This window comes from Bacillus stercoris, assembly GCF_029772985.1.
In the GTDB taxonomy this organism is placed as follows: Bacteria; Bacillota; Bacilli; order Bacillales; family Bacillaceae; genus Bacillus; species Bacillus stercoris.
The window spans coordinates 3,417,163-3,442,420 of the sequence record NZ_CP121861.1 but is presented as its reverse complement, the minus strand read 5'-3'; the positions used below and the strand labels follow the sequence as shown (position 1 = coordinate 3,442,420).

Below are 25,258 nucleotides of genomic sequence, written 5' to 3'. Positions count from 1 at the left end.
AAAGGGGTTTGGAGGCTTTTACATGCAAAAGGCTTTGTCGTTTTTAAAACCATATTCATTGCTTGCGGGAATTGCGCTGATTCTTATGCTGACGGAGCTTGCGGTTGAACTGATGCAGCCTTTATTGATTGCGAAAATCATCGACGATGGGATATTGAAGCAAGATCTGCGTCATGTATGGACATGGGGCGCGGTCATGATCGGACTGACCGTGTTATCCTTTGCGGCGGGGATGTTGAATTCCTTTTATGCCGCCCATGTCAGTCAAAGCTTTTCCTATGATACGAGAAAAGGGCTTTTTCAAAAAATCCAGTCCTTCTCCTATTCCACATTTGGACAGTTTTCATCCTCTTCTTATATTACAAGGCTGACAAACGACGTCACACAGGTTCAAAATATGATTTTTATGAGTTTGCGGTTTATGCTGCGGGCTCCTTTAATGATTGCAGGCGGCATTGTGCTGTCGCTTGCCGTTAATGCGAAGCTCGGCTTTTTTCTGCTTGTGGCCATTCCGATCCTGATCTTGTTTTTGCTATGGGTATTAAAGAAAGGCGGGGCGCTGTTCCGCTCAGTGCAAAAACGGCTGGATCAAGTGAACACCATCATGCAGGAAAACTTAACCGCAATCAAGCTGATCAAAGCGCTGCTTCGCGGCAGCCACGAGGTCAAAAAATTTATAAAAGCCAACACAAGACTGATGGAAAAAACGGTTTCTGCCTTTCAGCTTGTGGAATTCACGATGCCTGTATTGATGCTTTTGATGAATCTCTGCATCCTGTTGATTTTGTGGGCGGGGGCCTACAGTATCACGAGCGGAAGCACTCAGGTCGGCGATGTTGTTGCGATTATCAACTATGCCACACGAATTACGGGCGCGCTTTCGATGTTTCCGTTTTTGATTATGATTTTCACCCGGGCGAAGGCTTCAGGAGATAGAATCGGCGAGGTGCTTGAAACAGAAGGCGACGAGCGGGAGGAGGGCATCATATCTGATCGTTTGGCGGGACGGATTGAGTTTCAGCATGTATCCTTCCGCTATCCTGAAATGGACAGGGAAGCGCTCAGAAATGTCTCATTTTCCGCAAAACCAAGAGAAACAATCGCGATTCTCGGTGCGACGGGCTCGGGCAAGTCCACGCTTTTTCAGCTCATTCCGAGGCTTTATCAGCCGGATGCAGGCCGCATTTACATAGATGAAAAGCCGGTTCAAGATTTTCCGGCTGAAGGGCTGCGCAGGCAAATTGGATATGTACCGCAGGAGGTTCTCTTGTTTTCAGGCACAATCAAAGAAAATATCGCTTGGGGCAAAGATAATGCTTCACTAGATGAAATAATGGATGCGGCCAAACACGCGCAAATTCATGAAACGATTTTGAAGCTCCCAAATGGATATGACACAGTTTTGGGGCAAAGAGGCGTCAACCTGTCCGGCGGTCAGAAACAGCGGATTTCCATTGCTAGGGCGCTGATCCGAAAGCCGGCCATCCTTCTTTTGGATGACAGCACAAGCGCGCTTGACCTGCAAACAGAGGCGAAGCTGCTTGAGGCAATCAGCACATACGAGTGCACAACATTGATCATTACGCAAAAAATGACCACAGCAATGAAAGCTGATCAGGTTTTGCTGCTTGAGGACGGCGAACTGATTGAAAAAGGCACTCACAGTGAGCTGCTTTCTGAATCTCAGTTATACAAGCGCATTTACGAGTCACAATTCGGAAGGGAGGGGAGCGAGTTATGCTAAAAGACATCCGCAAGCCTTTCCAATATCCCAAACTGCCAATTGACAAAAAAGAAAGCGCGAAAAAGCGGGCGAAAGCAAAGGATACAAAGGGTACACTGAGACGAATCTGGTCTTACTTGGCTGAACGAAAAGGACTTCTCGTACTTGTCATGCTGATGGTTGTCATCAGCGCGATATTCGGGCTCCTTGGCCCCTTTGTGATCGGAAAGGCCATTGACCATTTTATCGTTGGGAAAACGGTCAATGGCTTGATTCCTGTTTTGCTTCTTCTGCTCGCTATCTATATCATTCAGTCCCTGTCGCTCTGGTTTCAAAACTACTGGATGATTACGATCTCGCAGGGCACGGTTTTCAGAATGAGAAGCGAATTGTTCACCCATCTGCATGAGCTGCCGATTCCGTTTTTTGATAAACAGCGGCACGGCGAGCTGATGAGCCGGGTGACGAATGACATCGAAAATGTCAGTTCTACCTTAAATACGTCAGTCATTCAAATTTTGTCAAGCGTGATCACCTTTGTCGGGACCGTTGCGGTGATGCTGTACATGAGCCCGCTCCTTACATTGATTACGCTGACCATTATTCCGGTGATGGCAGCGAGCCTGAAATGGATCACCAACCGAACGGGAAAGCTGTTTAAAGAACAGCAGAAAAATCTTGGTGATCTGAATGGGTATATTGAGGAATCTGTTTCCGGCGCAAAGGTCATTAAAGCCTATTCGCGTGAGAAGCAGATTACTGCTGAATTTCTCGAAAAAAACGCTGCCCTCAAGACGTCGGGTTTTTGGGCGCAGACGATTTCAGGGTTTATCCCGAAAGTCATGAATTCTTTGAATAACTTAAGCTTTACAATGATTGCGGCAATTGGCGGTCTGTTCGCGCTGAAAGGCTGGATCTCGATCGGCTCAATCGTCGTCTTTGCCGAGTATTCAAGACAATTTACACGTCCTTTAAACGATCTGGCCAACCAGTTTAATACGATGCTGTCCGCAATTGCCGGTGCTGAACGGGTATTTGACGTGCTTGATGAAAAAGAAGAGCGCGAGGATGAAAAGAACGCCGTGCATCAGCCTATCCAAACAGGAAGCATTGAATTCCGGGATGTGTCCTTCGGTTACGATAAAGGGCGACATACACTGAAGCATTTACAGTTTACCGTGCCTGCCGGGCAGTCCATCGCGTTTGTCGGGCCGACGGGGGCGGGAAAAACGACCGTCACCAACCTACTCGCCCGTTTTTACGAGCCTGACGAAGGAAGAATTTTAATCGACGGTACAGATATTAAAACCCTTACTAGAGCAAGCCTGAGAAAAAACATGGGATTTGTTCTTCAGGATTCGTTTTTGTTTCAAGGAACGATCAGAGAAAATATTCGATACGGCAGGCTTGATGCTTCTGATCAGGAAGTAGAAGCAGCTGCAAAAACAGCAAATGCCCATAGTTTTATTGAAAGGCTGCCAAAAGGGTACGACACCGTGCTGACGCAAAACGGCTCGGGCATCAGTCAAGGACAGAAACAGTTGATTTCTATAGCGCGGGCGGTGCTTGCCGATCCGGTTCTTCTCATTTTGGATGAAGCAACAAGCAACATTGATACCGTAACGGAAGTCAACATTCAAGAAGCGCTTGCCCGTTTAATGGAAGGAAGAACAAGCGTCATCATTGCCCACAGGCTGAACACCATTCAAAGAGCGGATCAGATTGTGGTGCTGAAAGACGGCGAAATGATTGAAAAGGGCAGCCATGATGATCTGATCCGGCAAAAAGGATTTTACAGCAACTTATATGAAAGCCAATTTGAGAAATAGACCTTTGTCCTGCACAGAGGTCTTTTTTGTTACAGTTTTATAGTACTTTTATGTCATTTTCGTAAAATGTAACAAAATTACTTGACGTAAACAAGTTATGTATATATACTAGCTTACATTAAGTAAGTGATAATATTTATCAAGGAGGATCAAATGAATAAATCATTTGAAATTGGCACATTACTTTTAAGGGTCATTACAGGTATTATCTTTTTTGTTCACGGTTTATCAAAGTTTCAGGGAATGGAGGGCACCATCCAATTTTTCGGCAGCATAGGCCTTCCAAGCTTTATGGCGTATGTCATCGCAGCGATTGAACTCATTGGCGGAGTGCTTGTCTTCTTCGGATTGGCTACACGTATTGTCGGTGTACTGTTCACGCTTACACTGATCGGCGCCATCATCACAGTTAAGCTGAAAGCGCCATTCATGGGCAATGCAGAATTTGATTACCTTCTGCTTTTGACATCCACCCACCTGGCGCTTACGGGAAGCCGATTCCTGGCGCTGGACCCATTAGTGTTTAAAGGAAAAAAGAACACAAACGTATCAGCATAAGAAAAGAGGCATACAGCATGACCAGCATTCATGCGGATACACACATTGGCTATGCCAAACTCACAATCCGCAGTTTGGAGCGTTCCCTTCAGTTCTACTGTAACGTCATCGGTTTTCAAGTCTTAAAAAAGACGGATCACCGAGCTGAATTAACGGCTGACGGGAAACGCATCCTGCTTATTCTTGAAGAAAATCCAAGCGCCGTCGTCTTGCCTGAACGGTCTGTAACAGGCCTTTATCACTTTGCGATTCTTCTTCCGGACAGGAAGGAACTTGGGATCGCGCTCGCCCGCCTGATTGAACACGGTATTGCGATCGGGCATGGGGATCATGCTGTGAGTGAAGCGCTCTATCTGTCTGATCCTGATGGCAACGGGATTGAAATGTATGCTGACCGCCCCCGCAGCACGTGGCAGCGTGACCGGGAAGGGAACTACGTCATGACGACAACCGCTGTTGACATTGGGGGCCTATTGGAAGAGGCAGGAGATGAACGGAAAACAGCGCTTCCCAACGATACAATCATCGGACACATTCATCTGCATGTCAGTGATTTGAACGAAGCAAAAGCGTTTTATACAGATGTACTGGGCTTTGACATTGTCGGAAACTATGCGGGCATGTCCGCTCTTTTTGTTTCAGCCGGAGGCTACCACCATCATATCGGCTTAAACATTTGGGCGGGAAGAAACGCGCCGCCCAAACCGACAAATGCCAGCGGACTAGACTATTACACGGTTGTTCTGCCTCATCAAGAGGAACTGGATCAAGTGGCTGACCGAGTCAAACGCGCCGGATATTCGATCGAAGAAATGGAAAACTGCTTCCGCGTGAAAGATCCTGTTTCCGGGGCCCATATTCTATTTGTGATTTGACTGCAATCCCCTTGCCGAAAAAACGGCAGGGGGATTTTTTATTTTCCAGAAACTCCTGTCAAAAATGCCCTGAGGCAGGTATGATAAGAAGGGAATTGGGTACCGGGAGTGATGAGCGTGAAGGCTCTTTTTTTTACGAGAATGTTCACCTTGATGGTGAGTTGTTTAATGTATTTGTCCATTGTCAAAGAGGATAACTGGTTTGGATATGTATTTATCGCAGCAGGTGCTGCCATGTATGCAGCCAATCATGTTTTGCTGACAAAAGAGACAAATGCCATCTGGTTCTGCCTGATTGATATTGCAATCGGCTTTTCGTTCGGATTTATCTTTCCAGGCACAGGTTTGTTCATTATTATGCTTTGTCCGGTTGCGGTCGCCTTTTTTCTGCGGGGGTTTCCTAAAAGAACAGCATGGTCTGTCTTATGTCTTTGTTCTATTTTGTTTTTGATCGTCCTCATCCGTACATATGCGATGTTCGGCAATGAATTTGTCATTGATCATTTGACCAGCATGACATTCGTTGTCTTCTGCGGTGTTGTGGGTAAATTAATCCGCAAGCTGTTGGATGCGCAGGAAACGGCAAAACAGCAGTACCGGGAACTGACAGAATCCCACTTGGCGCTGTCTGCTGCCCACGAGGAGCTGCATTTATATGCGAAGCAGGTTGAAGAGCTGACCGCCATTTATGAGCGGAACAGAATGGCAAGGGAAATTCATGATACAGTCGGACACAAAATGACGGCGCTCCTCGTTCAGCTTCAGCTTTTGCGTGAATGGCAAAAAAGAGACAGCCAAAAAGCGGATGAGACAGTCGGTGTCTGTGAAACGCTCGCTCGTGAAGCGCTTGATGATGTCCGCTTATCAGTACGCACCCTGCAAACGGAAAACGATCCTTCGCTAATCGAATCGCTGAAACAGCTGACAGAAGACTTTTACAAAAATGCAGGAGTCACAACCGAATTTGCGGTTAGCGGTGATCCTGCAATCATCCCGCTGTCTCTTCATCCGACCCTGATCAGAACGGTGCAGGAAGCACTGACCAATGCCAAACGGCACGGCGGCGCCACAGCCTGTTCGATAAAGCTTGCCTGCACAACGGACAGCGTAAGTCTTGTCATTAAGGATGACGGCAAAGGAAATCCAGAAGCGGCACTTGGCTTTGGTCTCTTGAATATGAAAAAGCGGGCAGCGGAGCATGGCGGAATGATCTGCTTTGAGAGCGAACGGGATCAAGGGTTTACTGTAATCGCCGAATTTTCACTGGCTAATAAAAAATGGAGCTTCGGGCCCGCGCAGCAAAAGGAGAATTTATCATGATTAAGATCATCATTACCGACGATCAGGATATCGTCAGAGAAGGGCTGGCATCCCTGCTTCAGCTCCGAGAAGAGCTCGATGTGATCGCAACGGCGCGAAACGGACAGGAAGCCTTCGAAAAGGCGAAAGAGCTGGAGCCGGATATCGTGTTAATGGACATCCGCATGCCAATCTCCAATGGTGTCGAAGGAACAAAATTGATTACAAGCTCTTTGCCTGGCGTAAAGGTTTTGATGCTGACAACCTTCAAGGACTCAGAGCTGATTGCTGAAGCGCTTGAAGAAGGAGCGAGCGGATACCTGCTGAAGGACATGTCGGCAGATACGATTGTAAAAGCGGTCATGACTGTTCATTCTGGCGGAATGGTGCTTCCTCCGGAACTGACTGCTCAAATGCTGAATGAATGGAAGCGTGAAAAACAGCTGAAAGGAATAAGCGAGATAGAAAAACCTAAGGAGCTGCTCGACTTGACCGAGCGCGAGATCGAGGTTCTGGCTCAGCTGGGGTACGGGCTGAATAACAAAGAAATTGCCGAAAAGCTTTACATTACAGAAGGCACAGTCAAAAATCATGTTTCAAATATCATCAGCAAGCTGGCTGTCAGGGACAGAACCCAAGCCGCCATTTACTCGGTCAGATATGGTGTATCTGTCTTTTGACATATGACGTTTTGCATATGCATTTCTCTAAAAAGGCCTTTTACAGGCCTTTTTTTCATGCCTTACATTCTATCCGGCGCTACATGCCGCACGCCTTTCTTTTTTCTACAATGGCAATGGGAGTAAAAAAGGAGTGAAACAACGTGCTGCAAGCAGAAAACATCAAAAAGGCATATGGAAAAAAAACAATTGTGAAAGGCATTTCATTTTCCCTCCAAAAGGGGGAGTCATTCGGACTGCTCGGGCCAAACGGTGCGGGAAAATCCACAACCATCTCGATGATTTCCGGCCTTGTGCCGCATGACAGCGGAAACATCACAGTCGGCGGCTGTGTCATCGGAAAAGAAACAGCCAAAGCGAAACAAAAAATCGGTGTTGTCCCGCAGGAAATTGCTTTATATCCGACGCTCACGGCTCATGAGAATCTTATGTTTTGGGGGAAAATGTACGGACTTACGCACGGTGAGGCTAAAAAAAGATCGGCAGAGGTCCTCGAATACGTCGGCCTGACTGAGCGTGCCAAAGATAAAATTGAAACATTCTCCGGAGGGATGAAGCGAAGAATCAACATCGGTGCGGCTTTAATGCATAAGCCCGAGCTGCTGATTATGGATGAACCGACTGTCGGTATTGACCCTCAGTCAAGAAATCATATTTTAGAAACGGTGAAACAGCTCAACGAATCGGGCATGACGGTGATCTATACGAGTCATTACATGGAAGAGGTTGAGTTTTTATGCGATCGGATCGGAATTATTGATCAGGGCGAAATGATTGCGATCGGTACAAAAAATGATTTGTGCAGCCGTCTTGGAGGCGATACCATCATTCAGCTCACAGTCAGCGGGATCGATGAAGCGTTTCTTTTTGCAATCCGTTCTTTGGCCCATGTGAATGATGTGACAGTACATGATTCAGAGCTCAAAATTGACATTGCTGCGGCCCATCATGAGAAAGTCGTCACAAGCCTGCTTGCTGAAGCCGCTGCCCATCATATAAACCTGCTGTCTCTTCAGGTGCAGGAACCAAATCTGGAGCGCCTGTTTCTGAATTTGACCGGCCGCACGTTGCGGGATTAAGGGGGAACGGCTATGAAAAAAAGCATATGGATCGCATGGAAAGATGTCAAAATCAGAATCACGGACAGAAAAGGGTTTATGATGCTTATCCTAATGCCGCTGATCCTAACCTGTATTTTAGGAGCGGCGCTCAGATCAGTTGTTGACGGAGGCAGCGGTATTGATGAGATCAAAGTCGGCTACGTTCAACCAGATCAGTCAGATGCAGCGAACATGTTTACAAAAGATGTGCTCAAAAAAATGAAATCGATAAAGGCCACACAAGCAAACAGCGAAGATAAGATGAAGAAACTGCTTGATGAAAAGAAAATCGATGTAGGTATTGTCATTCCGAAACATTGGGAATCCGGCAAAACCTCAGCTGTAGTTTATGCCGCTCCTGATCAAACATTAAAAAGTTCCATCATCGAAACAGCTGCCAGCTCTTTTATAGACCAATATAAAGCGGTAAAAGAAGCCGCATCAGCTTCAATGGATTACGTCAGCAAAACGGCAGCTGTACAGCAAGGAAAACTTGACCCTGCACAGTTTGCAGAAAAGCTGACAAAGACGCTTGAAAGAGAAACGGGCGACAAGCTTACTATTGCGGAAAAATCTGTCGGCAGCAAGGCAGTTACCAGTTTTCAATACTATTCGGCTGCAATGTTTTGCATGTTTATGCTGTTTCATATGACAGTCGGGGCGAAATCATTTTTACAGGAAAAGGATACTGAGACGCTTGCCAGAATGCTGATGACGCCCGCGCAAAAATCTGTCATTCTCTTCGGAAAGTGGCTTGGGACATATCTGTTTGCCATCATACAATTTTTCATATTTCTGATCGTCACAATCAATGTTTTTGGTGTGGACTGGGGCGGCAATCTGCTGTGTGTGAGTGTTCTCGGGCTTTCTTACGCCGCTGCTGTATCCGGCATTTCAATGCTGCTTGCGTCCTTCCTCAGCGATATGAAATCTGCGGATGCGATCGGCGGCTTCGGTATTCAATTGCTTGCAGTTCTCGGCGGGTCCATGCTGCCGCTGTACCAATTTCCGGACGTCTTGCAGACTGTATCTAAAGCTGTGCCAAATCGCTGGGCGCTTGACGGCTTTCTTTCTTTAATGGAAGGGGGAGGCTGGGCTGACCTTCAAAAGCCTGTGCTTCTTTTTGCGGGGATTGGGCTTTGCTCACTTGTAATTGGTATCAGACGGCTTCATACAAGATAAGGAGGTACACCAGGGTGAAAAAAATCATAGCCATTTGCGGCATTGAGCTTTCTCTCATTTTTAAGAAGCCGCAGAACTATTTAATCATGTTTGCTGCCCCGCTTTTGCTTACCTTTGTATTTGGGAGTATGCTCAGCGGAAATGATGATAAAGTGCGGCTTGCAATCGTTGATCAGGACGACACGATTCTCTCACAGCATTATACTCGGCAGCTGAAGGCGCACGATAATATGTATACATTCGAAAGCATGTCTGAAAACAAAGCGTCAGAAAAGCTGAAACAAAAGAAAATTGTCGGGATCATCGTCATTTCCCGCTCGTTCCAGACACAGCTGGAAAAAGGCAAACATCCTGAGCTGATTTTCCGTCACGGCCCCGAGCTGTCGGAAGCGCCGATGGTCAAACAATATGCAGAAAGCACATTGGCAACGCTCAATATTCAGGTTACCGCGGCGAAAACGGCAGCTCAGACAGCGGGAGAGAGCTGGAAGGCGGCGTATAAAACAGTTTTCGCCAAAAAACATGAAGATTCAGCTCCGGCTGTAAAACGACAGACGCTCAGCGATAAAAAAGAGGGTGCGGAAGCGAGTGACACAGCCTCCAGAGCAGCAGGCTTTTCCATCCTATTTGTCATGCTGACCATGATGGGAGCGGCTGGAACCATTTTAGAAGCAAGAAAAAACGGCGTCTGGTCCAGATTGCTTACAGCCTCAGTCAGCCGAGTGGAAATCGGTGCTGGATATGTGCTGTCCTTCTTTGTCATTGGCTGGATTCAATTTGGCATATTGCTTCTCGCAACCCATTGGCTGTTTGGCATCAACTGGGGGAATCCGGCTGCGGTTATGGTGTTGGTCTCGCTTTTTCTGCTGACCGTTGTCGGCATTGGATTGATGATTGCGGCCAATGTCAGAACGCCAGAACAGCAGCTCGCGTTTGGCAACTTGTTCGTCATTGCAACGTGTATGGTGAGCGGAATGTATTGGCCGATCGACATTGAACCGAAATTCATGCAATCCATCGCTGAATTTCTTCCTCAAAAGTGGGCAATGAGCGGGCTGACTGAGATTATCGCTAACGGTGCCCGCGTCACAGATATTCTCGGGATCTGCGGCATTTTGCTTGCATTTGCGGCAATCACTTTCGCAGCGGGGCTGAAAGCGCTCCGAGCTTAAAAAAATCATCTGTCCGAGGGACAGATGATTTTTGCAATTATTTTGTTTCTTTTTCTGGCAGTTGCAGTCTCCGTTCTAAATGCAGTTTCACGGATGGCCAGTCCCTGTCGATAATGCTGTAAAATACTGAATTGCGGAATGTTCTGTCTTTTCTGATCATTTGATTTCGCAATATGCCTTCTTTCACTGCTCCCAACCGCTCTATTGCTTTTTGCGATCTAATATTCCGCTCATCCGTTTTGAATTGCACCCGAATCGTGTTCAACCGTTCAAAGCAATACTGTAACAGCAAATATTTGCATTCGGTGTTGACCGAGGTGCCCCACACTGAAGGGTGAAACCACGTCCAGCCAATCTCAAGGCTCCTTGAAGCGGATGACATATACAAAAATCGCGTCGTGCCGACGATTTTCCCACTTTCACGATGAATAATCACAAAGGGAAATTCTGTTCCGTATTCTTTCGTTTGCAGGGCTTCCTCGACAAAAGCTTCCATATCATGCAGCGTTGTAATGGTTTTCGGTAAATAGGCCCAAATGTTTTCATCTTTTGCAGCCTCATATAAACCTTGAATATGGCTCTTATCCATCGGTACCACTCGGATCAGTTCCCCTGTTAATTCACGCAATGTCACATTCATTGTCCGTCCCCCGCATTAAGTATTGGAGCGGCCTGAGGCCGCTCCCGGTTAATCCTTATCGATCATAGCTAAAATCGATTCCAGCCAAGAAACGTAATTTTTCTCCCGCTCCAGCGCTTTCGTCAGCACGAGGTAGTGGCCGAAGTCCGGTGAAGAAAACGACATCGGCTCTGCTGAAGCCATAAGCTTTTCATAGCTTTCCTGCAGGTCAGACAGCTTGGCCTTGCGTTTTAGAAGCTGGTCTGTAAACAATTCTGAAGCCTCCTGCCGCGATAGAGAAGAAATAAAGTATGCCTTCAGCATAAATTCATCCTTCACCGTCTCCGGTATCGGCTGATGGCGGATCAGCCAGTCATGCAGTTCCTGCTTTCCGCTGTCTGTCAGGGTGTACATCTTTTTCTCCAGCTTTGTGCCCTGAATCGTTGTCCGGAACGTGATAAATCCTTCATCCGTCAGCTTTTTGAGCTCAGGATAAATCTGGCTATGCTTGGCGCTCCAAAATTGTCCAAGCTCCTCTTTAAAATAACTCGTAATGTCGTATCCACTCAATTCGCCTTTTCGCAAAAGCCCTAATATGGCGTATTTTAATACTCTCATGCTATCCTCCGTGTCTATGGCTGTTTCGCAAAACAGATGAGCCGGTGCTCAACTGTGATTCTAACTGCCTATTCCCCTTATTATAGAAAAGGGAGGAAGGGAACACAACCGGGCCACTTGGGAAATGAAAATAAAAGGTATGTCAGACGTATCCGATTCATCTCCATCGATGATATAAAAGAGATTTACATTTAATTTTAGAAAAATATAAACGATATTGTTTTTTTATGTATAATGGGGAATCCTCTCATAATATGAGCCGCAATATCTATATCTCCATAAAACAACCTGCTGTCTCCGTTACAGCGGGTTTTTTCGTCTGAGAAAGCCATAGGGTTCTTATGACCTTAGTCTATCATGCATACGTCATTATATGACATCAGGCACTTTTTCAAATAGAACAGACATGTTAAGGTACAACCATCGATTTCTGTCAAATTGAAATAAAAGGAGCGCTGTCATGCAAATTAAAGAAATTTTTATGATCCGCTGCATTTCGTGCTTAAGTGTCGTCCTGCTCCATATCATTTCAATGGTCCTGATGCTTCAGGCAGAAGCTCTTGCAGATATTTCTCACATTGTTGATTCTTTCCGTACCCTCCTGATGTTCAGCACGCCCGCTTTTATTTTCATCTCTGAATTTTTACTGGCGCGTTCTTATCCTGACGGGGTGCCGGGCGGTTTTTTAAAGAAGCGGGGAAAAGTGATTTTTGTTCCTTTTTTATTTATCGCGGCCATTGATGCCCTGCTGATGACCAGTGCGATGGGGGGAGAGATAACCTTTCTCGCGTTTGTGCAAAAGTATCTGGCGAATGTATTCCTAGGAAACTTTATCGGGTACTTCATTCTCGTCATCTTTCAGTTTTACATTCTGCATATGATGTTTCATGAGTATTTGAAAAAAGCATCTCCGAAATGGGTGTTGTCTATCTCATTTGTGGTGACAGCCGCTTATTTAAGCTATTTCTCCGCAGTCAGCCCGGCTCCTGCTTCTGAAGAGGGCGGGTCATTTCCGTTTTTCTGGGTTCCGTTCGCAGGCTGGCTTTTCTACTTTTGTCTAGCCTACTATTGCGGAAAAGAGTACAAGCGTTTCTTAGCGCTGCTGAACCAATACCGCTGGGTCGTATACGGTTGCGCAATTGCTTCTGGTGCGCTGGTTGTCACTGTTTCTTATGTCGGCGAAATCGGCATGATCAGCTCGAAGCGGCCTGATATCATGCTGTATTCAACAAGCATGATTTTCCTGTGCTTTCACTTGTTTTCTAAAATGAAGCATGTGCCGAAAATCATGATGTTTATCAGTAACTATTCCTTTTCGATTTATCTGCTTCATGCCTATTTTATGATGATAGGCTACGTGTTGCTTTTGAATATGCCCGAAATTCCCGCCGTACCGGCTGTTTTCCTGCTGTTTGCCGTGTGTACAGCCGGGCCGATTCTGACCTCGTGGGCGCTGAATAAGTTCAAATACGGGTATTTATTTGTGGGGAAGGTTTATCAGCCAAAACAGAAGAAGGTAATAGTCGAAGTGCGTGATCACGCAGGGTAAAAAATAAGCGGCAGGGGGCTCCTGCCGCTTGTTGTATATTTTTTTACTGTAAGACTGTTCTAAATCATACAGCATACACAATCTTTTTCTTGTAAAATAAAGGAGAAGAGTGAAAAGAAGGGGGAACATGCATGACAACAGACAACCTAAGCTACCCAATAGGAGAATACAAGCCGAGGGAATCCATATCGAAGGAGCAAAAAGATGAATGGATACAAGCCCTTGAAAAAGTGCCTGCCCAACTGAAGCAAGCCGTAGAAGGCATGACGGACAGCCAGCTTGACACACCGTACCGGGACGGTGGATGGACCGTTCGGCAAGTTGTTCATCATCTGGCTGACAGTCATATGAACAGCTATATTCGTTTTAAATTAAGCTTGACGGAAGAGACGCCGGCTATCCGTCCGTATGATGAAAAAGCATGGTCGGAGTTAAAAGACTCGAAAACGGCAGATCCGAGCGGTTCACTCGCCCTTTTGCAGGAGCTTCACGGAAGATGGACGGCTCTGCTCCGCACTCTGACGGATCAGCAATTTCAGCGCGGGTTTTATCACCCTGATACAAAGGAGGTTATTACTCTGGAGAACGCGCTCGGCCTGTATGTCTGGCACTCACATCACCATATCGCTCATATTACAGAGCTTTCCAAACGGATGGGGTGGTCTTAACGCTTTTGCCGGCGGAAAGCTGGAATACTGATAGCAGCAATCACTAGCAGTGAGATCACAGCAGCCGCTGCATATAAATGGTCATAGCCGCTGGCGACACTCGCATGAATGGCATCGCTTATCGCGGCTTTGACTTCAGGAACGGGAATGCGTTCAACTTGTTCTTGTAAAGTAGAAACATCAGAACTGTCGATCTCCGGAATCATCTGCCTCGCCTTTTCTGAATGCCCGCTGTCCGATAAGCGGCTCTTGATTTCATCACCGATTTGGTCAAACCCGGCCGTGATAAAACCTGCGTAAAGAGTAGGCGCCAAGGTCAGTCCAATTTGCCTTACTAATGAAAGCGTGCCAAGTGCTGTGCCTTTATTTGTTTTAGCCGCTTCTGATACAAGGACGTTCAGCGGAGCGCCTAACAGAAAGCCAAAGCCGATCCCAGCCACCACACTTGCGATCACAAACTCCCATTTTTCCGTCACCCAGAGCGGAAATAAAGCAAACCCCGCACATGAAATGATTCCCGAAAGAATAACGGTTTTTACAGGACCTTTTTTGTCGGTAAGCGCTCCGCCAAGCCAAGCGCCGATTCCGGAAGCCAACGCTAGAGGTGTCATCCAATAGCCTGCTTTTGCGGCAGGGACTCCTAAATACTGCTCGACATATGCCGGGATAAAAATGACTGCCGCCAAGAGTCCCCCGGATAACAAACCGATGATAAGCGTGCGCTGAAACATGTTGTTTCGCAGCAGAGAATACGCCAAAATCGGATCGCCCCCGCGCATTTCAACTCTCTTTTCATACGTGATAAGCGCTGCAAAACAAAGAATGCCAAAAATAATACATCCATAAACCCCCGGATGTCCCAAGCTGTTTAAGAGATTTGCCCCGTCAAGGTTCGTCATGCCGTACATCACGGCTAAAATCGACAGGGACAGAAGAAAGATGCCAGCCGTATCGAGGCGTTTAGCCTCAGGCGCTTTTGTTTCCGCAATAAAACATGCGCCGAAAACAATCAATAGCACGGCAATCGGCAAATTAATCAAAAACAGCCAATGCCAAGACCCGGTCCAATCAAGCAGAAAGCTCCCGATATTGGGCCCGAGCACAGCGGCCATGCCGTTCATTGCGCCAAGCAGCCCAAGCGCCTTTCCTTGTTTTTCCTTTGGAAGCGTAGCGAGAATGTGCGAGCTGCCGATGATGAAAATCCCGCCGCCGCCAAGCGCCTGAATCAGCCGCGATATCAGAAAGAGCGGGAAGCTTTGGCTCAAAGCAACAAGCAAAGAACCAAGTCCGAACAGGCAAACCTCAATGAGAAAGAGTTTTTTTCTGCCGTAGCGGTCGGAAAGCTTTCCGACGATTGGCACACTGACGCTAAGACCAAGCGTATAAAGGGTGATGCCCCATGATCCCCAGGAAGGAGAAACGGCAAACGACTCGTTTATCGTTGTTAAAGCAGCCGAAATAATTCCGTTATCTAAAGCAGCCATAAACACGCCAATCGTAAACAGGCTGATTGCCCACTTTTGGCTTTTCTGCTTTGTTAATGCTTCAGACATATTCATCAACTCCTCTTTAGTTCACTCTAAATATATTATTAATTTTAAATGAACTAAATGTCAAATAAAAAAAGCCTGTTTCCGCAGTTTGCGGATGACAGACTTGCAGATCTATTCTTTTTTCGCTTTCTCTAATGCTCTTGAAAGGATAGACAACCCTTCGGAAACAGCCTGCTTTTCTTCAGGGGACAGCAGCTCCAATGAACGCTTCAATTTCAGGTGGCCTTTTTCATACAAACCCCGAAAAATATTTTTCGCATTCTCTGTCAACTGAACAACCACTGAGCGGCGGTCCTCTTCAGAATGTGAGCGTTTGACAAATCCTGATTTTTCAAGCCGGTCAAGCAGCCCTGTTGTATTAGACAGGGAAGCCCCCATTTTTTCAGCGATGTCACTCACTTTCAGTGTTCCATGGTTGTTTAATAGCATCAGCACTTTCATTTGCGGCATGCTCATATCCAGCTTCATCCATTCGGACACATCACCGAGCCCGGCAGAAGTTAAGACTTTCATATAGAGCACCCATATTTCCCGCTCCTCCGATGAAAGAATGTTTTCGTTTAGTACCGTTGTATCGTGTAAATTATATTCCATTTCATCACTTCCTCATCATTCATTCCTCTTATCATATTACTCGATTTCTACTCCTGAAAGAAAGTGAGCAGAAACTGCATGCGGGACTTTGTCCGAGAAATAACGGTAGTGTATAATGAGTTGGAGATTATTGGGGGAGAGATTCGAACTAGAATATGATTGGAGAGACCATTGCTGATTAAAAAGAATGCTTTATCAATATTAAAAATCGTTTTTCCTATTGCTGTTTTGCTATTTGTTATTTATCAATCGAAAAAAGAACTGACAAATCTGTCTTTCAAACGTACGCTCATGGTCATCAACGGGCTGGAACGAACAGACTTATTCATACTTGTGTTTGTCGGCTTGCTGGCTGTAGCGGCCATGTCTCTGTATGATTACGTCCTGAAATACTCACTGCGCCTATCGATCACAAACGGAAAAGTATTCAGGGTTTCCTGGATCGCCAATTCATTTAATAATGTGCTGGGATTCGGCGGTTTAGCCGGAGTCGGGTTAAGAATGATGTTTTATAAGGAGCATACGAAAGACCATAAGGCTCTCGTGAAAGGAATCGCCTGGCTCACATCATCTATGCTGCTCGGATTATCTGTTTTCAGCATTTTCGTCGTTGCACGAGTGCTGCCAGTGGATGAAGTCATTCATGAAAAGCCTTGGCTGTGGGCGGTCGTTATCGGTTTTGCGCTGATATTGCCGCTATCCTTGGCAGTGTCCAAAATAAAAGACCGCAAAGCTGGGGACGAAGAAAATGCGGATAAAGTGAAAAATCCGATTTTCGCATATATTGGAGCTTCCGTTGTTGAATGGCTCATGGCCGGGATCGTCATCTATTTTGCTTTGTTCGCTATGGGCGTTCATGCTGATATCAGGTATGTGTTCGGAGTGTTCGTCATTGCGGCGATCGGCGGGATGATCAGCCTCGTGCCGGGCGGCTTTGGTTCGTTTGACCTTTTGTTTTTGCTGGGGATGGAGCAGCTTGGCTATCATCAGGAGGCCATCGTTACTTCTATTGTGTTGTACAGGCTCGCCTATTCATTTATCCCATTCATTTTGGGACTATTCTTTGCCGCAGGCGACCTGACGGAAAATACAATGAAACGGCTCGAAACGAACCCGCGCATCGCACCGGCAATTGAGACGACAAACGTTCTGCTTGTTGTTCAGCGTGCGGTATTAGTGAGAATTCTGCAAGGCTCGCTTTCGCTTATTGTGTTCGTAGCAGGCCTGATTATCCTGGCCTCAGTTTCCTTGCCGATTGACAGGCTGACGGTTATACCGCACATTCCGCGCCCGGCTCTTTTGCTGTTTAACGGTCTGTCTTTAAGCTCAGCGCTCATTCTGCTGATATTGCCGATCGAGCTTTATAAACGGACAAAACGCTCCTATACGATGGCCATTACAGCGCTTGTCGGCGGGTTTGTGTTCAGCTTTTTAAAAGGACTTAACATCAGTGCGATATTCATACTGCCGATGATTATCGTATTGCTTGTGCTATTGAAAAAACAATTTGTCCGCGAACAGGCATCTTATACACTGGGACAATTGATTTTCGCTGTAGCGCTGTTTACTGTGGCACTCTTTAACTACAATCTGATTGCGGGCTTTATTTGGGACCGGATGAAGAAGGTGCTGCGTCATGAATATTTCGTACACAGCACCTCGCATATTACACATGCAACCATCATGGCGATCATCATTGTGCCGCTGTTCTTCTTTATATTTACAGTGGTCTATCATAAGAGAACGCGACCGATCGGAGAGAAAGCTGACCCTGAGCGTCTTGCTGCGTTTCTCAATGAAAAAGGCGGCAACGCGCTAAGCCATCTCGGCTTTCTTGGAGATAAGCGGTTTTATTTTTCAAGTGACGGGAATGCGTTGCTTCTGTTTGGGAAAATCGCCAGAAGGCTGGTCGTGCTCGGCGACCCGTCTGGCCAAAGAGAATCATTCCCGCTCGTGCTGGAAGAGTTTCTGAACGAAGCGCATCAGAAGGGATTCAGTGTTTTGTTCTATCAAATTGAACGAGAGGACATGGCGCTGTATCACGATTTTGGCTACAACTTCTTTAAATTGGGCGAGGAAGCATATGTAGATTTACATACATTTACCTTGACTGGGAAGAAAAAAGCCGGCCTTCGGGCAATCAATAACCGCTTTGAGCGGGAGGAGTATACTTTCCATGTGGATCATCCCCCATTTTCTGATGCGTTTCTGGAGGAGCTGAAACAAATCTCAGACGAATGGCTAGGTTCGAAAAAAGAGAAGGGATTCTCGCTCGGATTTTTTGATCCTGCCTATTTACAGAAAGCGCCGATCGCCTATATGAAAAATGCAGAAGGAGAGATCGTTGCATTCGCAAATGTCATGCCGATGTACCAGGAAGGAGAGATATCGGTTGATCTGATGCGCTATCGCGGCGACGCTCCAAATGGCATTATGGACGCATTGTTCATCCGCATGTTTTTATGGGCAAAGGAAGAGGGCTGCACGTCATTTAATATGGGGATGGCACCCTTGTCCAATGTCGGCACTGCCTTTACATCCTTCTGGTCAGAAAGGTTTGCTGCTGTCATTTTTAACAATGTCAGATACATGTACAGCTTCAGCGGCCTAAGGGCCTTTAAAGAAAAGTACAAACCGGAGTGGCGCGGGAAATACCTGGCGTATCGGAAAAACAGATCTCTTTCTGTCACCATGTTCCTCGTTACACGTCTGATTGGCAAAAGCAAAAGAGACTCCGTCTAACAAGACGGAGTCTCAGCGTGTCGGCAAACCCTCGCATTCGTTGTCAGGACTCCGCTTCGGTGCTCCAATGTGAAGTGGATCAACGGCTAAATTCTCAGGCGTCCTGCCTAAAACGCCGTCGTCATCACATCCTGTGAATGCCCGCTCCTATGCTTGTCCTTCCTAGACTTCAAGGGTTTTCAATCACGCTGAAAAGATGACAAAATCCTAAAATGAAAACCATTTTAGGATTTTGTCAACAATCTGAGACTCCGTCTAACAAGACGGAGTCTTTTTTTATTTCGTTTTTAAGAAATAGGTTTCAATATCATCAAGCAGGTAGTTTGCGGCTTTAATTCCGCCTGCGGTTGTCCATACGACGTCATCGACTTCATGTGCGTTACCTGACTTCACGGCCTTTAGGTTTTTCCATAATGAACTGCTTGTCCACTGATTGGCCCATTTTTCATTTTCCTTTGCATTATCGGCTTTATATGTGAAATAAAACAGCACATCGGCATCCATATCAGGAATGGACTCTTTACTGTCTGTTGAGAACGTAAATTGGTCCTTTTGTTTTTTGAACAATTCTACTTGTTTTTCAGGGCGTTTGAAGCCAAGTTGGTCTAAAATAATTCCTGAGAATGAATCAGTATAATAGATTCTTGATTCACCGGATAAAAAGCGTACGACAGAAACTGTTTTGTTGATCTGGTCGCCAAGCTTTTCTTTTAAATCGGCAGCGCGTTTATCAAAATCGGCAATGGCTTTCTTGCCTTTATCCGCCTTGTTCACCGCGTTGGCATATAAAGTCAGGTTATCCTTCCAATTCCCGGCCAAGGATTCAGCAAAAACAGTCGGTGCAATCGCATTTAGCTGATCATAAATTTTTTCCTGGCGCACTTTGTTTCCAATAATCAAATCAGGCTTTAATTCTGCGATGGCTTCCACATTCGGTTCTGTTTCAAGGCCGACGTTTTGAACACCTTTCATGTCATCCTTCAGATAGTCATACCACGGGTCGCCCTTCCATGACTTCACGGCGCCAACCGGCTTGATGCCAAGCGCTAAGAGCGCCTCTGTGCCTTCGTTTGTTAAAACAACAATCCGTTTTGGATTTGCGGGAATGTTGTCTGATGTTCCCATTGCATGTTTAACCGTTCTGGTTTTGCTGTTTGACTCCTCGCTGTTGCTTGAACTTTCTGAACTATTACAGGCAGAAAGTACGACAAGGGTCATTAAAAATACGAATAGCATGCTGATATGCTTTTTCATCTTTTTCCTCCCGATATTGAAATTCATTATCATTTAGATCATAATAAGCAGTGGTGAGAGTGTCAATCCCTAATTGAGGATTATTCTCAAAAACAAACAATACATAGTAAATCTGGGAGAATGAGATCATGATCTGCAAAAAGGCATCTTCAAAATGGATTACGTTATTATGTCTGATTTTCATTTTACTGGCAGCTGTCTGCGCAAGTGTTGTGTACGGTTATACAGGTACGTCATGGGGACAGGTCTATCAAGCGTTTCATTCCTTCAACGGTACAAATGAGCATGTCATCATCAAGGACGTCAGGCTTCCGCGTGCTTTGGTTGCCACAGTCGTCGGCGCCTCGCTTGCAGCCGCGGGAGCACTCATGCAGGCGCTCACAAAAAATCCGCTTGCGTCACCGGGAATTTTCGGAATAAACGCCGGTGCCGGCTTTTTTATTGTGGCCGGATCGTTTTTTCTGCATATTCAATCACCTCAGGCACTAGTATGGAGCTCGTTTCTCGGGGCAGCATTTACCGCTGCGATCGTCTACGCAGCAGGCTCGCTTGGGAGAGAAGGGCTGACACCAATCAAATTGACGCTGGCGGGCGCTGCCATGGCAGCCATGTTTTCTTCTCTGACGCAAGGCTTGCTGTCAGTCAACGAACTTGAGCTTGCCCAGGTGCTATTTTGGCTGACTGGCTCTGTGCAGGGCAGGAGTCTGGATCTGCTGATGACGATGTTTCCATATGCAGCGGCAGCGCTGGTAATCTGCTTTTTTCTTGGCCAAAAAATAAATCTCCTTGTGATGGGAGAAGATGTGGCAAAAGGACTCGGCCAAAAAACGGGCCTGCTGAAATTCGTGATGGCGCTTTGTGTTGTCTTGCTAGCAGGATCTGCTGTCGCCATTGCCGGGCCGATTTCCTTTATCGGCATCATTATTCCGCATTTTTCTAGGTTCGTCGTCGGTAATGATTATCGCTGGGTTCTGCCGTTTTCCGCTGTTTTGGGTGCCATTTTGCTTGTTTCTGCGGACATCGGTGCGCGATATATCATTATGCCTCAGGAAGTTCCTGTCGGGGTCATGACCGCCATCATCGGAATGCCTGTGTTTGTGTACATCGCAAGAAGGGGGGCAAAGCTATGAAACTTCGTTTTGGCGTTACTGCGGCTGAAAAGAAAGCGTGGATCGTCTTTTTAGTTTTACTGGGATTAACAGCTGCTGTCCTCATCATAAGCGCCGGTCTTGGACAAAGGTTTATTCCTCCCTGGGATGTAGCAAAAACATTCTTTGGCGCAGGTTCCAAGCTGGATGAACTGATGATCATGTCGTTCCGCATGCCAAGAATTTTGACGGCTTTATGCGCCGGCGTTTGTTTGGCAGCGGCAGGCGCGATATTGCAGGGACTCGTCAGAAACCCTCTCGCATCTCCGGATATTATCGGAATAACGGGAGGAGCGGCGGTAGCTGTCGTGCTTTTAATGATGTTCTTCTCAGACCGCAGCAGTTCACTGACGATCAGCCTGTCATGGCTTCCAGCGGCCGCATTTATCGGCGCCTCAGCTGTCGGTCTCATCGTCTATTTACTTGCATATAAAAATGGCGCCTCCACATTTCGGCTGGTGCTTATCGGAATCGGATTTTCTATGTCGGCGCAGGCGATGACGACTCTGCTGATGATCAAAGGTCCGATTTACCGGGCATCACAAGCCAATGTATATATCACTGGGTCAGTTTATGGGTCAAACTGGGAGCATGTAAAAATAGCTCTTATCTTATCTGTCATTCTCCTATTCATTTGTTGGATCGCGCTGAAAAATATGAATATACAGGTGCTGGGTGAAGATATTGCGGCGGGTGCGGGAAGCGCTGTGCAGCGAAATCGTTTTTTCTTGCTCCTTTTGAGTACGGCTCTTACGGGTTGTGCAGTTTCAGTTGCCGGCACAATCGGTTTTGTCGGGCTGATGGCGCCCCATATTGCAAGACGGCTTGTCGGCTCATCTTATGGGGCGCTGCTTCCGGCGTCGGCACTTATTGGGGCTCTGCTCGTCTTAACAGCTGATATTGTCGGCAGAACCTTATTTGCTCCGGTGGAAGTGCCAGCCGGCGTCTTTACAGCGGCTATCGGCGCCCCTTATTTTATTTATTTGCTCTATAAAACAAGAAACTCTTGATCGTTACGCCCATTTTCTTGAAGAAGAAAATGGTTTTTTTTATTAATAACTGAAGATTCGTAATTATTTTTGCTATACTGACAGAGACATTGATAAAGAAAGGGCGGCAGATGAATGAAAGAAGCAGAGGTATTAAAATATGAAGCATTTACAAGCAGTCCCGGAAAAGGAAACCCCGCAGGCGTCGTATTGCAGGGAGACGATTTTACTGAAAACGAGATGCAGATCATAGCCGAGCGTGCCGGGTATTCAGAAACCTCCTTTATCCGAAAAAGCGAGTCGGCCGATCTTGAACTCCGTTACTTTACCCCTGGACACGAAATGAATTTGTGCGGTCATGCTACAGTTGCTTCTCTCTACGCATTATGTGAGAAAGGAATGCTGGAGAGCGGTAAAACGTACAGCATCCAAACGAAAGCCGGAATCCTGCCTGTGAACATTTCTGAAAAAGATGGCCGCATTCACATTACGCTTGAACAGGCCTCCCCGCAATTCAAACCATTTACAGGCGATCGGGAAAAACTTGCGCACGCACTGGGAATCACCGAAGAAGATTTTCATGAAGATCTTCCGATTGTATTTGGCAGCACTGGCATATGGACAGCCATCGTACCGCTTAAATCATTAGAGGCTTCTAAAAAGATGGTGCCAGATAACAAACAATTTCCGGAAGTGTTAGTTGATCTGCCAAAAGCTTCAGTCCATCCGTTTACCTTTGAAACCGTTCATCCTGACAGCGACCTGCACGGACGCCACTTTTCATCCCCGTATTCGGGAACGATTGAAGACCCAGTGACCGGCACTGCGTCAGGCGTGATGGGGGCTTATATGAAACATTATGGCAATGCCGAGCAGCATAAATTTATCATTGAACAAGGGCAGGAAATCGGAAAGGACGGAAAAGTCGAAATCGAAATGAACGAAGCGGACGGCCATGTGAAAGTGAAGATGACAGGAACGGCCGTTTACTCAGAAACGCGTGTTTTTAACATCTAATACGGATGATGGTTTACAACAAGATGCACTTTCCGTTATCATTATGAAATGATAATCATTTTCAATTGGATAGGAAGGTGAAACGGTATGCCTCAAACCGAACAAATACATCAGCACACAGAACTGCGAGACATCATACGCAGCAGAAGATCGATTCGAAAGTTTAAACAAGGGCCAGTACCTGCAGAAGTCATTCTTGACATGCTTGAAACGGCAAAATATGCGCCAAATCACAGAGTAACAGAGCCATGGAGATTTATTTACGTTTCCAGTGAGACAGGTAAAGCGAACCTCATCAATACATTTGCAGCGTTCTCTAAGAAATCCAAGCCGGATATGACAGAGGAAAAGCTTCAAAATTTCAAAAACACACTTGGGCGCGTTCCGGGTTTTCTGCTCGTCGTATTTCAGGAAGATGAAAACGAAAGAGCGCGAGACGATGATTTTGCGGCAACAAGCTCATTGATTCAAAACCTTCAGCTTCTTGCTTGGGAAAAAGGAATCGGCATGGTTTGGAAAAGCGGAAAAATCCTATACGACAAAGAAGTCCATCAGGCCTTTGGTTTACAGGATAATGAACGATTCGCCGCCATCATACAAACCGGTTATCCTGACGAGTCGCCGGAAGTGAAAAAACGCACACCGATCCGCGACCGGTTCACTGAAATGTAAAAAACCCCTTGTCTCAAACGGAGACAAGGGTTTTTTATTAACGAGATTTCTTTTTCGCTCTGTTGTCGGCTGCTTTCGCACGCTCTTGCGCTTCGCGGTCATTTGCATCAGCAAGCTCGCTTGAATATTCTTCGTAAACGCCGTCAGTTTCCCTTTTTAATGCATCGGGAACTTGTGGAAGCTTTTGTTTGTTTTTATCACGGTTTTTGTGGATATGATTTCTGCCCATATCAAATTCCCCCTAAAAAGTGATATCAAACAAAGATAGTATTTGGTTTTAAGGGGCTATGTATTCCTACTTCCGCTTAGCAGCTTTTTCCGCTTTTTTAAATTCGCCTGAATAAAGAACTTCCTGCATTTTCTTCAGGTTGGCGCCTTGCTGGTGCTTCTCCCTCTTTTTTTCCATAAAAAGGACCTCCTTCAACCATGTTATTCTTAAGGTTGACGCTTCCTGCTGTTTTTATACAGTCTTTCGGTCCGTTATCAGCTGTAAGAGTGCGAAGGCAAGATCCGAATATGTAAAACGAAATCCAGAGGTGATCGCTTTTTTAGGAAGAGCGCGCTGACCTTTCACAATCAAAAGGCTCATCTCACCCAACGCTTTTGATAAAAAGAATTCCGGGACGGGGAGCCAGTGCGGGCGGTGCTTCACCTGTGCAATCGTTTTGCCGAATTGTTTCATTTCCACAGGATTGGGCGCGGTGACATTCATTGGGCCAGAGATGCCGGCGTTTTCCACCGCATATCGGATCATCTGGGCTGCGTCTTCGACATGAATCCATGACAGCCACTGTCTGCCTGTTCCGATCGTTCCGCCGGCCAGAAACTTATAGGGGAGAACCATAAGCGGTAGAGCGCCTTTTTCTCCAAGCATCACGCCAAATCTCGCATAAACCGTCCTGATGCCCATCGCCTCAATATTCTGTCCTTCCTTTTCCCACAGGTGCGCAGTATGGCTGAGAAAATCCTCATCTGACGTTGCAGAATCCTCTGTAAAGGTTTTCTCAAGGCTTGTGCCGTAAATACCCACAGCACTGGCTTGGATCAATGTCTTCGGCTTCTCCTTCTGTTTACGAATAAGCCGCTGCACTTCACGCGTCGCATTGATACGGCTGGAGAGAATGTCCTGCTTCGTTTTTTCTGTCCAGCGGCCAAAAATCGATTTTCCCGCAAGGTTTATCCAGACATCAATATGAGGAAGTTCCTGCTCCGGGGCGGCTCCTTCCGTCAGCCATTGGACATATGTCATATTTTTTTGTTCAGTTTCCCGTGCGTTTCTTGATAAAATATAAACATGGTGTCCCTGGCGGGTAAGAACGCCTGTCAGATGCCGACCGAGAAAACCGGTTCCGCCCGTCATTGCGATATTCATCAACATCTCTCCTCATCGTTCTAATAAATATACTTTACCTCATTT

Annotated in this window: 24 protein-coding genes; 16 read left to right on the top strand and 8 right to left on the bottom strand. The window is 46.3% G+C overall.

What is annotated here, in order from left to right; all coding sequences use genetic code 11:
• Positions 1 to 22 precede the first annotated feature (22 nt).
• From QA442_RS18030 to lnrN, 9 genes are all read left to right on the top strand, one after another.
• Positions 23 to 1,744: an ABC transporter ATP-binding protein gene (locus QA442_RS18030; protein ID WP_095432304.1), complete on the top strand. Its 1,722-nt coding sequence runs from the start codon at positions 23 to 25 to the stop codon at positions 1,742 to 1,744.
• The gene (locus QA442_RS18025; RefSeq protein WP_071581280.1) at positions 1,738 to 3,552 is read left to right on the top strand and encodes an ABC transporter ATP-binding protein; all 1,815 of its coding nucleotides are present in this window, start codon (positions 1,738 to 1,740) and stop codon (positions 3,550 to 3,552) included. Before QA442_RS18030 ends, QA442_RS18025 begins: the two co-directional genes overlap by 7 nt.
• 153 nt (positions 3,553 to 3,705) lie before the next feature.
• Entirely contained in the window at positions 3,706 to 4,110 is a 405-nt protein-coding gene (gene catD / locus QA442_RS18020; protein WP_095432303.1) for a DoxX family oxidoreductase CatD, read from the top strand.
• 17 nt (positions 4,111 to 4,127) lie between these two features.
• Entirely contained in the window at positions 4,128 to 4,985 is an 858-nt protein-coding gene (gene catE, locus QA442_RS18015) for a catechol 2,3-dioxygenase (RefSeq protein ID WP_095432302.1), read from the top strand.
• A gap of 117 nt (positions 4,986 to 5,102) precedes the next feature.
• Positions 5,103 to 6,305 carry a two-component system sensor histidine kinase LnrJ gene (gene lnrJ, locus QA442_RS18010; protein WP_095432301.1) on the top strand — a complete coding sequence of 401 codons (1,203 nt, stop codon included), beginning with the start codon at positions 5,103 to 5,105 and terminating at the stop codon, positions 6,303 to 6,305.
• The gene (gene lnrK, locus QA442_RS18005; RefSeq protein ID WP_095432300.1) at positions 6,302 to 6,964 is read left to right on the top strand and encodes a two-component system response regulator LnrK; all 663 of its coding nucleotides are present in this window, start codon (positions 6,302 to 6,304) and stop codon (positions 6,962 to 6,964) included. Before lnrJ ends, lnrK begins: the two co-directional genes overlap by 4 nt.
• A gap of 143 nt (positions 6,965 to 7,107) precedes the next feature.
• A complete protein-coding gene (gene lnrL / locus QA442_RS18000; protein WP_071581283.1) occupies positions 7,108 to 8,043 on the top strand; it encodes a linearmycin resistance ATP-binding protein LnrL in 936 nt (311 codons plus the stop codon).
• 12 nt (positions 8,044 to 8,055) lie between these two features.
• On the top strand, positions 8,056 to 9,246 hold the full coding sequence (lnrM, locus tag QA442_RS17995) for a linearmycin resistance permease LnrM (RefSeq protein WP_071581284.1): 1,191 nt from the start codon (positions 8,056 to 8,058) through the stop codon (positions 9,244 to 9,246).
• A gap of 14 nt (positions 9,247 to 9,260) precedes the next feature.
• Complete coding sequence (lnrN, locus tag QA442_RS17990; protein WP_095432299.1) at positions 9,261 to 10,418, top strand: linearmycin resistance permease LnrN; 1,158 nt, start codon at positions 9,261 to 9,263, stop codon at positions 10,416 to 10,418.
• A gap of 37 nt (positions 10,419 to 10,455) precedes the next feature.
• Here lnrN and QA442_RS17985 read toward each other — a convergent pair whose 3' ends face one another.
• Both QA442_RS17985 and padR read right to left on the bottom strand, forming a co-directional pair.
• Complete coding sequence (locus tag QA442_RS17985) at positions 10,456 to 11,058, bottom strand: GNAT family N-acetyltransferase (protein ID WP_095432298.1); 603 nt, start codon at positions 11,056 to 11,058, stop codon at positions 10,456 to 10,458.
• 48 nt (positions 11,059 to 11,106) lie between these two features.
• Positions 11,107 to 11,655: a transcriptional regulator PadR gene (gene padR, locus QA442_RS17980; RefSeq protein ID WP_069149200.1), complete on the bottom strand. Its 549-nt coding sequence runs from the start codon at positions 11,653 to 11,655 to the stop codon at positions 11,107 to 11,109.
• Positions 11,656 to 12,115: 460 nt separating this feature from the next.
• Between padR and QA442_RS17975 the strand changes: the two genes are divergently transcribed.
• Together QA442_RS17975 and bstA are read left to right on the top strand one after the other, a co-directional pair.
• A complete protein-coding gene (locus tag QA442_RS17975) occupies positions 12,116 to 13,204 on the top strand; it encodes an acyltransferase family protein (RefSeq protein ID WP_095432297.1) in 1,089 nt (362 codons plus the stop codon).
• A 131-nt stretch (positions 13,205 to 13,335) separates the two neighbouring features.
• Positions 13,336 to 13,872, top strand: a complete 537-nt coding sequence (gene bstA, locus QA442_RS17970) for a bacillithiol transferase BstA (protein ID WP_014663253.1) — start codon at positions 13,336 to 13,338, stop codon at positions 13,870 to 13,872.
• Here bstA and QA442_RS17965 read toward each other — a convergent pair.
• Both QA442_RS17965 and QA442_RS17960 read right to left on the bottom strand, forming a co-directional pair.
• The gene (locus tag QA442_RS17965; protein ID WP_095432296.1) at positions 13,869 to 15,425 is read right to left on the bottom strand and encodes an MFS transporter; all 1,557 of its coding nucleotides are present in this window, start codon (positions 15,423 to 15,425) and stop codon (positions 13,869 to 13,871) included. The genes bstA and QA442_RS17965 overlap by 4 nt on opposite strands.
• Before the next feature lie 111 nt (positions 15,426 to 15,536).
• Positions 15,537 to 16,019 carry a MarR family transcriptional regulator gene (locus QA442_RS17960; RefSeq protein WP_014663255.1) on the bottom strand — a complete coding sequence of 161 codons (483 nt, stop codon included), beginning with the start codon at positions 16,017 to 16,019 and terminating at the stop codon, positions 15,537 to 15,539.
• Between the two features lie 171 nt (positions 16,020 to 16,190).
• Here QA442_RS17960 and mprF point away from each other — a divergent pair, with 171 nt between their 5' ends.
• The gene (gene mprF / locus QA442_RS17955; protein WP_014663256.1) at positions 16,191 to 18,761 is read left to right on the top strand and encodes a bifunctional lysylphosphatidylglycerol flippase/synthetase MprF; all 2,571 of its coding nucleotides are present in this window, start codon (positions 16,191 to 16,193) and stop codon (positions 18,759 to 18,761) included.
• 276 nt (positions 18,762 to 19,037) lie between these two features.
• Here mprF and QA442_RS17950 read toward each other — a convergent pair whose 3' ends face one another.
• Positions 19,038 to 20,015, bottom strand: coding sequence for an ABC transporter substrate-binding protein (locus tag QA442_RS17950; protein ID WP_095432295.1), 978 nt, complete (start codon positions 20,013 to 20,015; stop codon positions 19,038 to 19,040).
• A 128-nt stretch (positions 20,016 to 20,143) separates the two neighbouring features.
• Between QA442_RS17950 and QA442_RS17945 the strand changes: the two genes are divergently transcribed.
• From QA442_RS17945 to QA442_RS17930, 4 genes are all read left to right on the top strand, one after another.
• Complete coding sequence (locus QA442_RS17945) at positions 20,144 to 21,145, top strand: FecCD family ABC transporter permease (RefSeq protein WP_040083683.1); 1,002 nt, start codon at positions 20,144 to 20,146, stop codon at positions 21,143 to 21,145.
• Complete coding sequence (locus QA442_RS17940) at positions 21,142 to 22,173, top strand: FecCD family ABC transporter permease (protein ID WP_095432293.1); 1,032 nt, start codon at positions 21,142 to 21,144, stop codon at positions 22,171 to 22,173. The genes QA442_RS17945 and QA442_RS17940 overlap by 4 nt, the downstream gene beginning before the upstream one ends.
• Positions 22,174 to 22,287: 114 nt before the next feature.
• Positions 22,288 to 23,169 (top strand): PhzF family phenazine biosynthesis isomerase, encoded by an 882-nt coding sequence (locus tag QA442_RS17935; RefSeq protein ID WP_071581294.1) that lies wholly within the window; start codon positions 22,288 to 22,290, stop codon positions 23,167 to 23,169.
• A gap of 87 nt (positions 23,170 to 23,256) precedes the next feature.
• Positions 23,257 to 23,841: a nitroreductase family protein gene (locus tag QA442_RS17930; RefSeq protein WP_071581295.1), complete on the top strand. Its 585-nt coding sequence runs from the start codon at positions 23,257 to 23,259 to the stop codon at positions 23,839 to 23,841.
• Positions 23,842 to 23,878: 37 nt separating this feature from the next.
• Here the strand turns inward: QA442_RS17930 and QA442_RS17925 are convergent, their stop codons facing one another.
• The 3 genes from QA442_RS17925 to QA442_RS17915 all read right to left on the bottom strand — a co-directional run bounded on the left by QA442_RS17925 (position 23,879) and on the right by QA442_RS17915 (position 25,213).
• Entirely contained in the window at positions 23,879 to 24,070 is a 192-nt protein-coding gene (locus QA442_RS17925; RefSeq protein WP_014663262.1) for a YfhD family protein, read from the bottom strand.
• A gap of 66 nt (positions 24,071 to 24,136) precedes the next feature.
• Entirely contained in the window at positions 24,137 to 24,247 is a 111-nt protein-coding gene (locus tag QA442_RS17920) for a YfhE family protein (RefSeq protein WP_003223230.1), read from the bottom strand.
• 54 nt (positions 24,248 to 24,301) lie between these two features.
• Positions 24,302 to 25,213, bottom strand: a complete 912-nt coding sequence (locus QA442_RS17915; protein ID WP_071581296.1) for a TIGR01777 family oxidoreductase — start codon at positions 25,211 to 25,213, stop codon at positions 24,302 to 24,304.
• Positions 25,214 to 25,258: the final 45 nt, after the last annotated feature.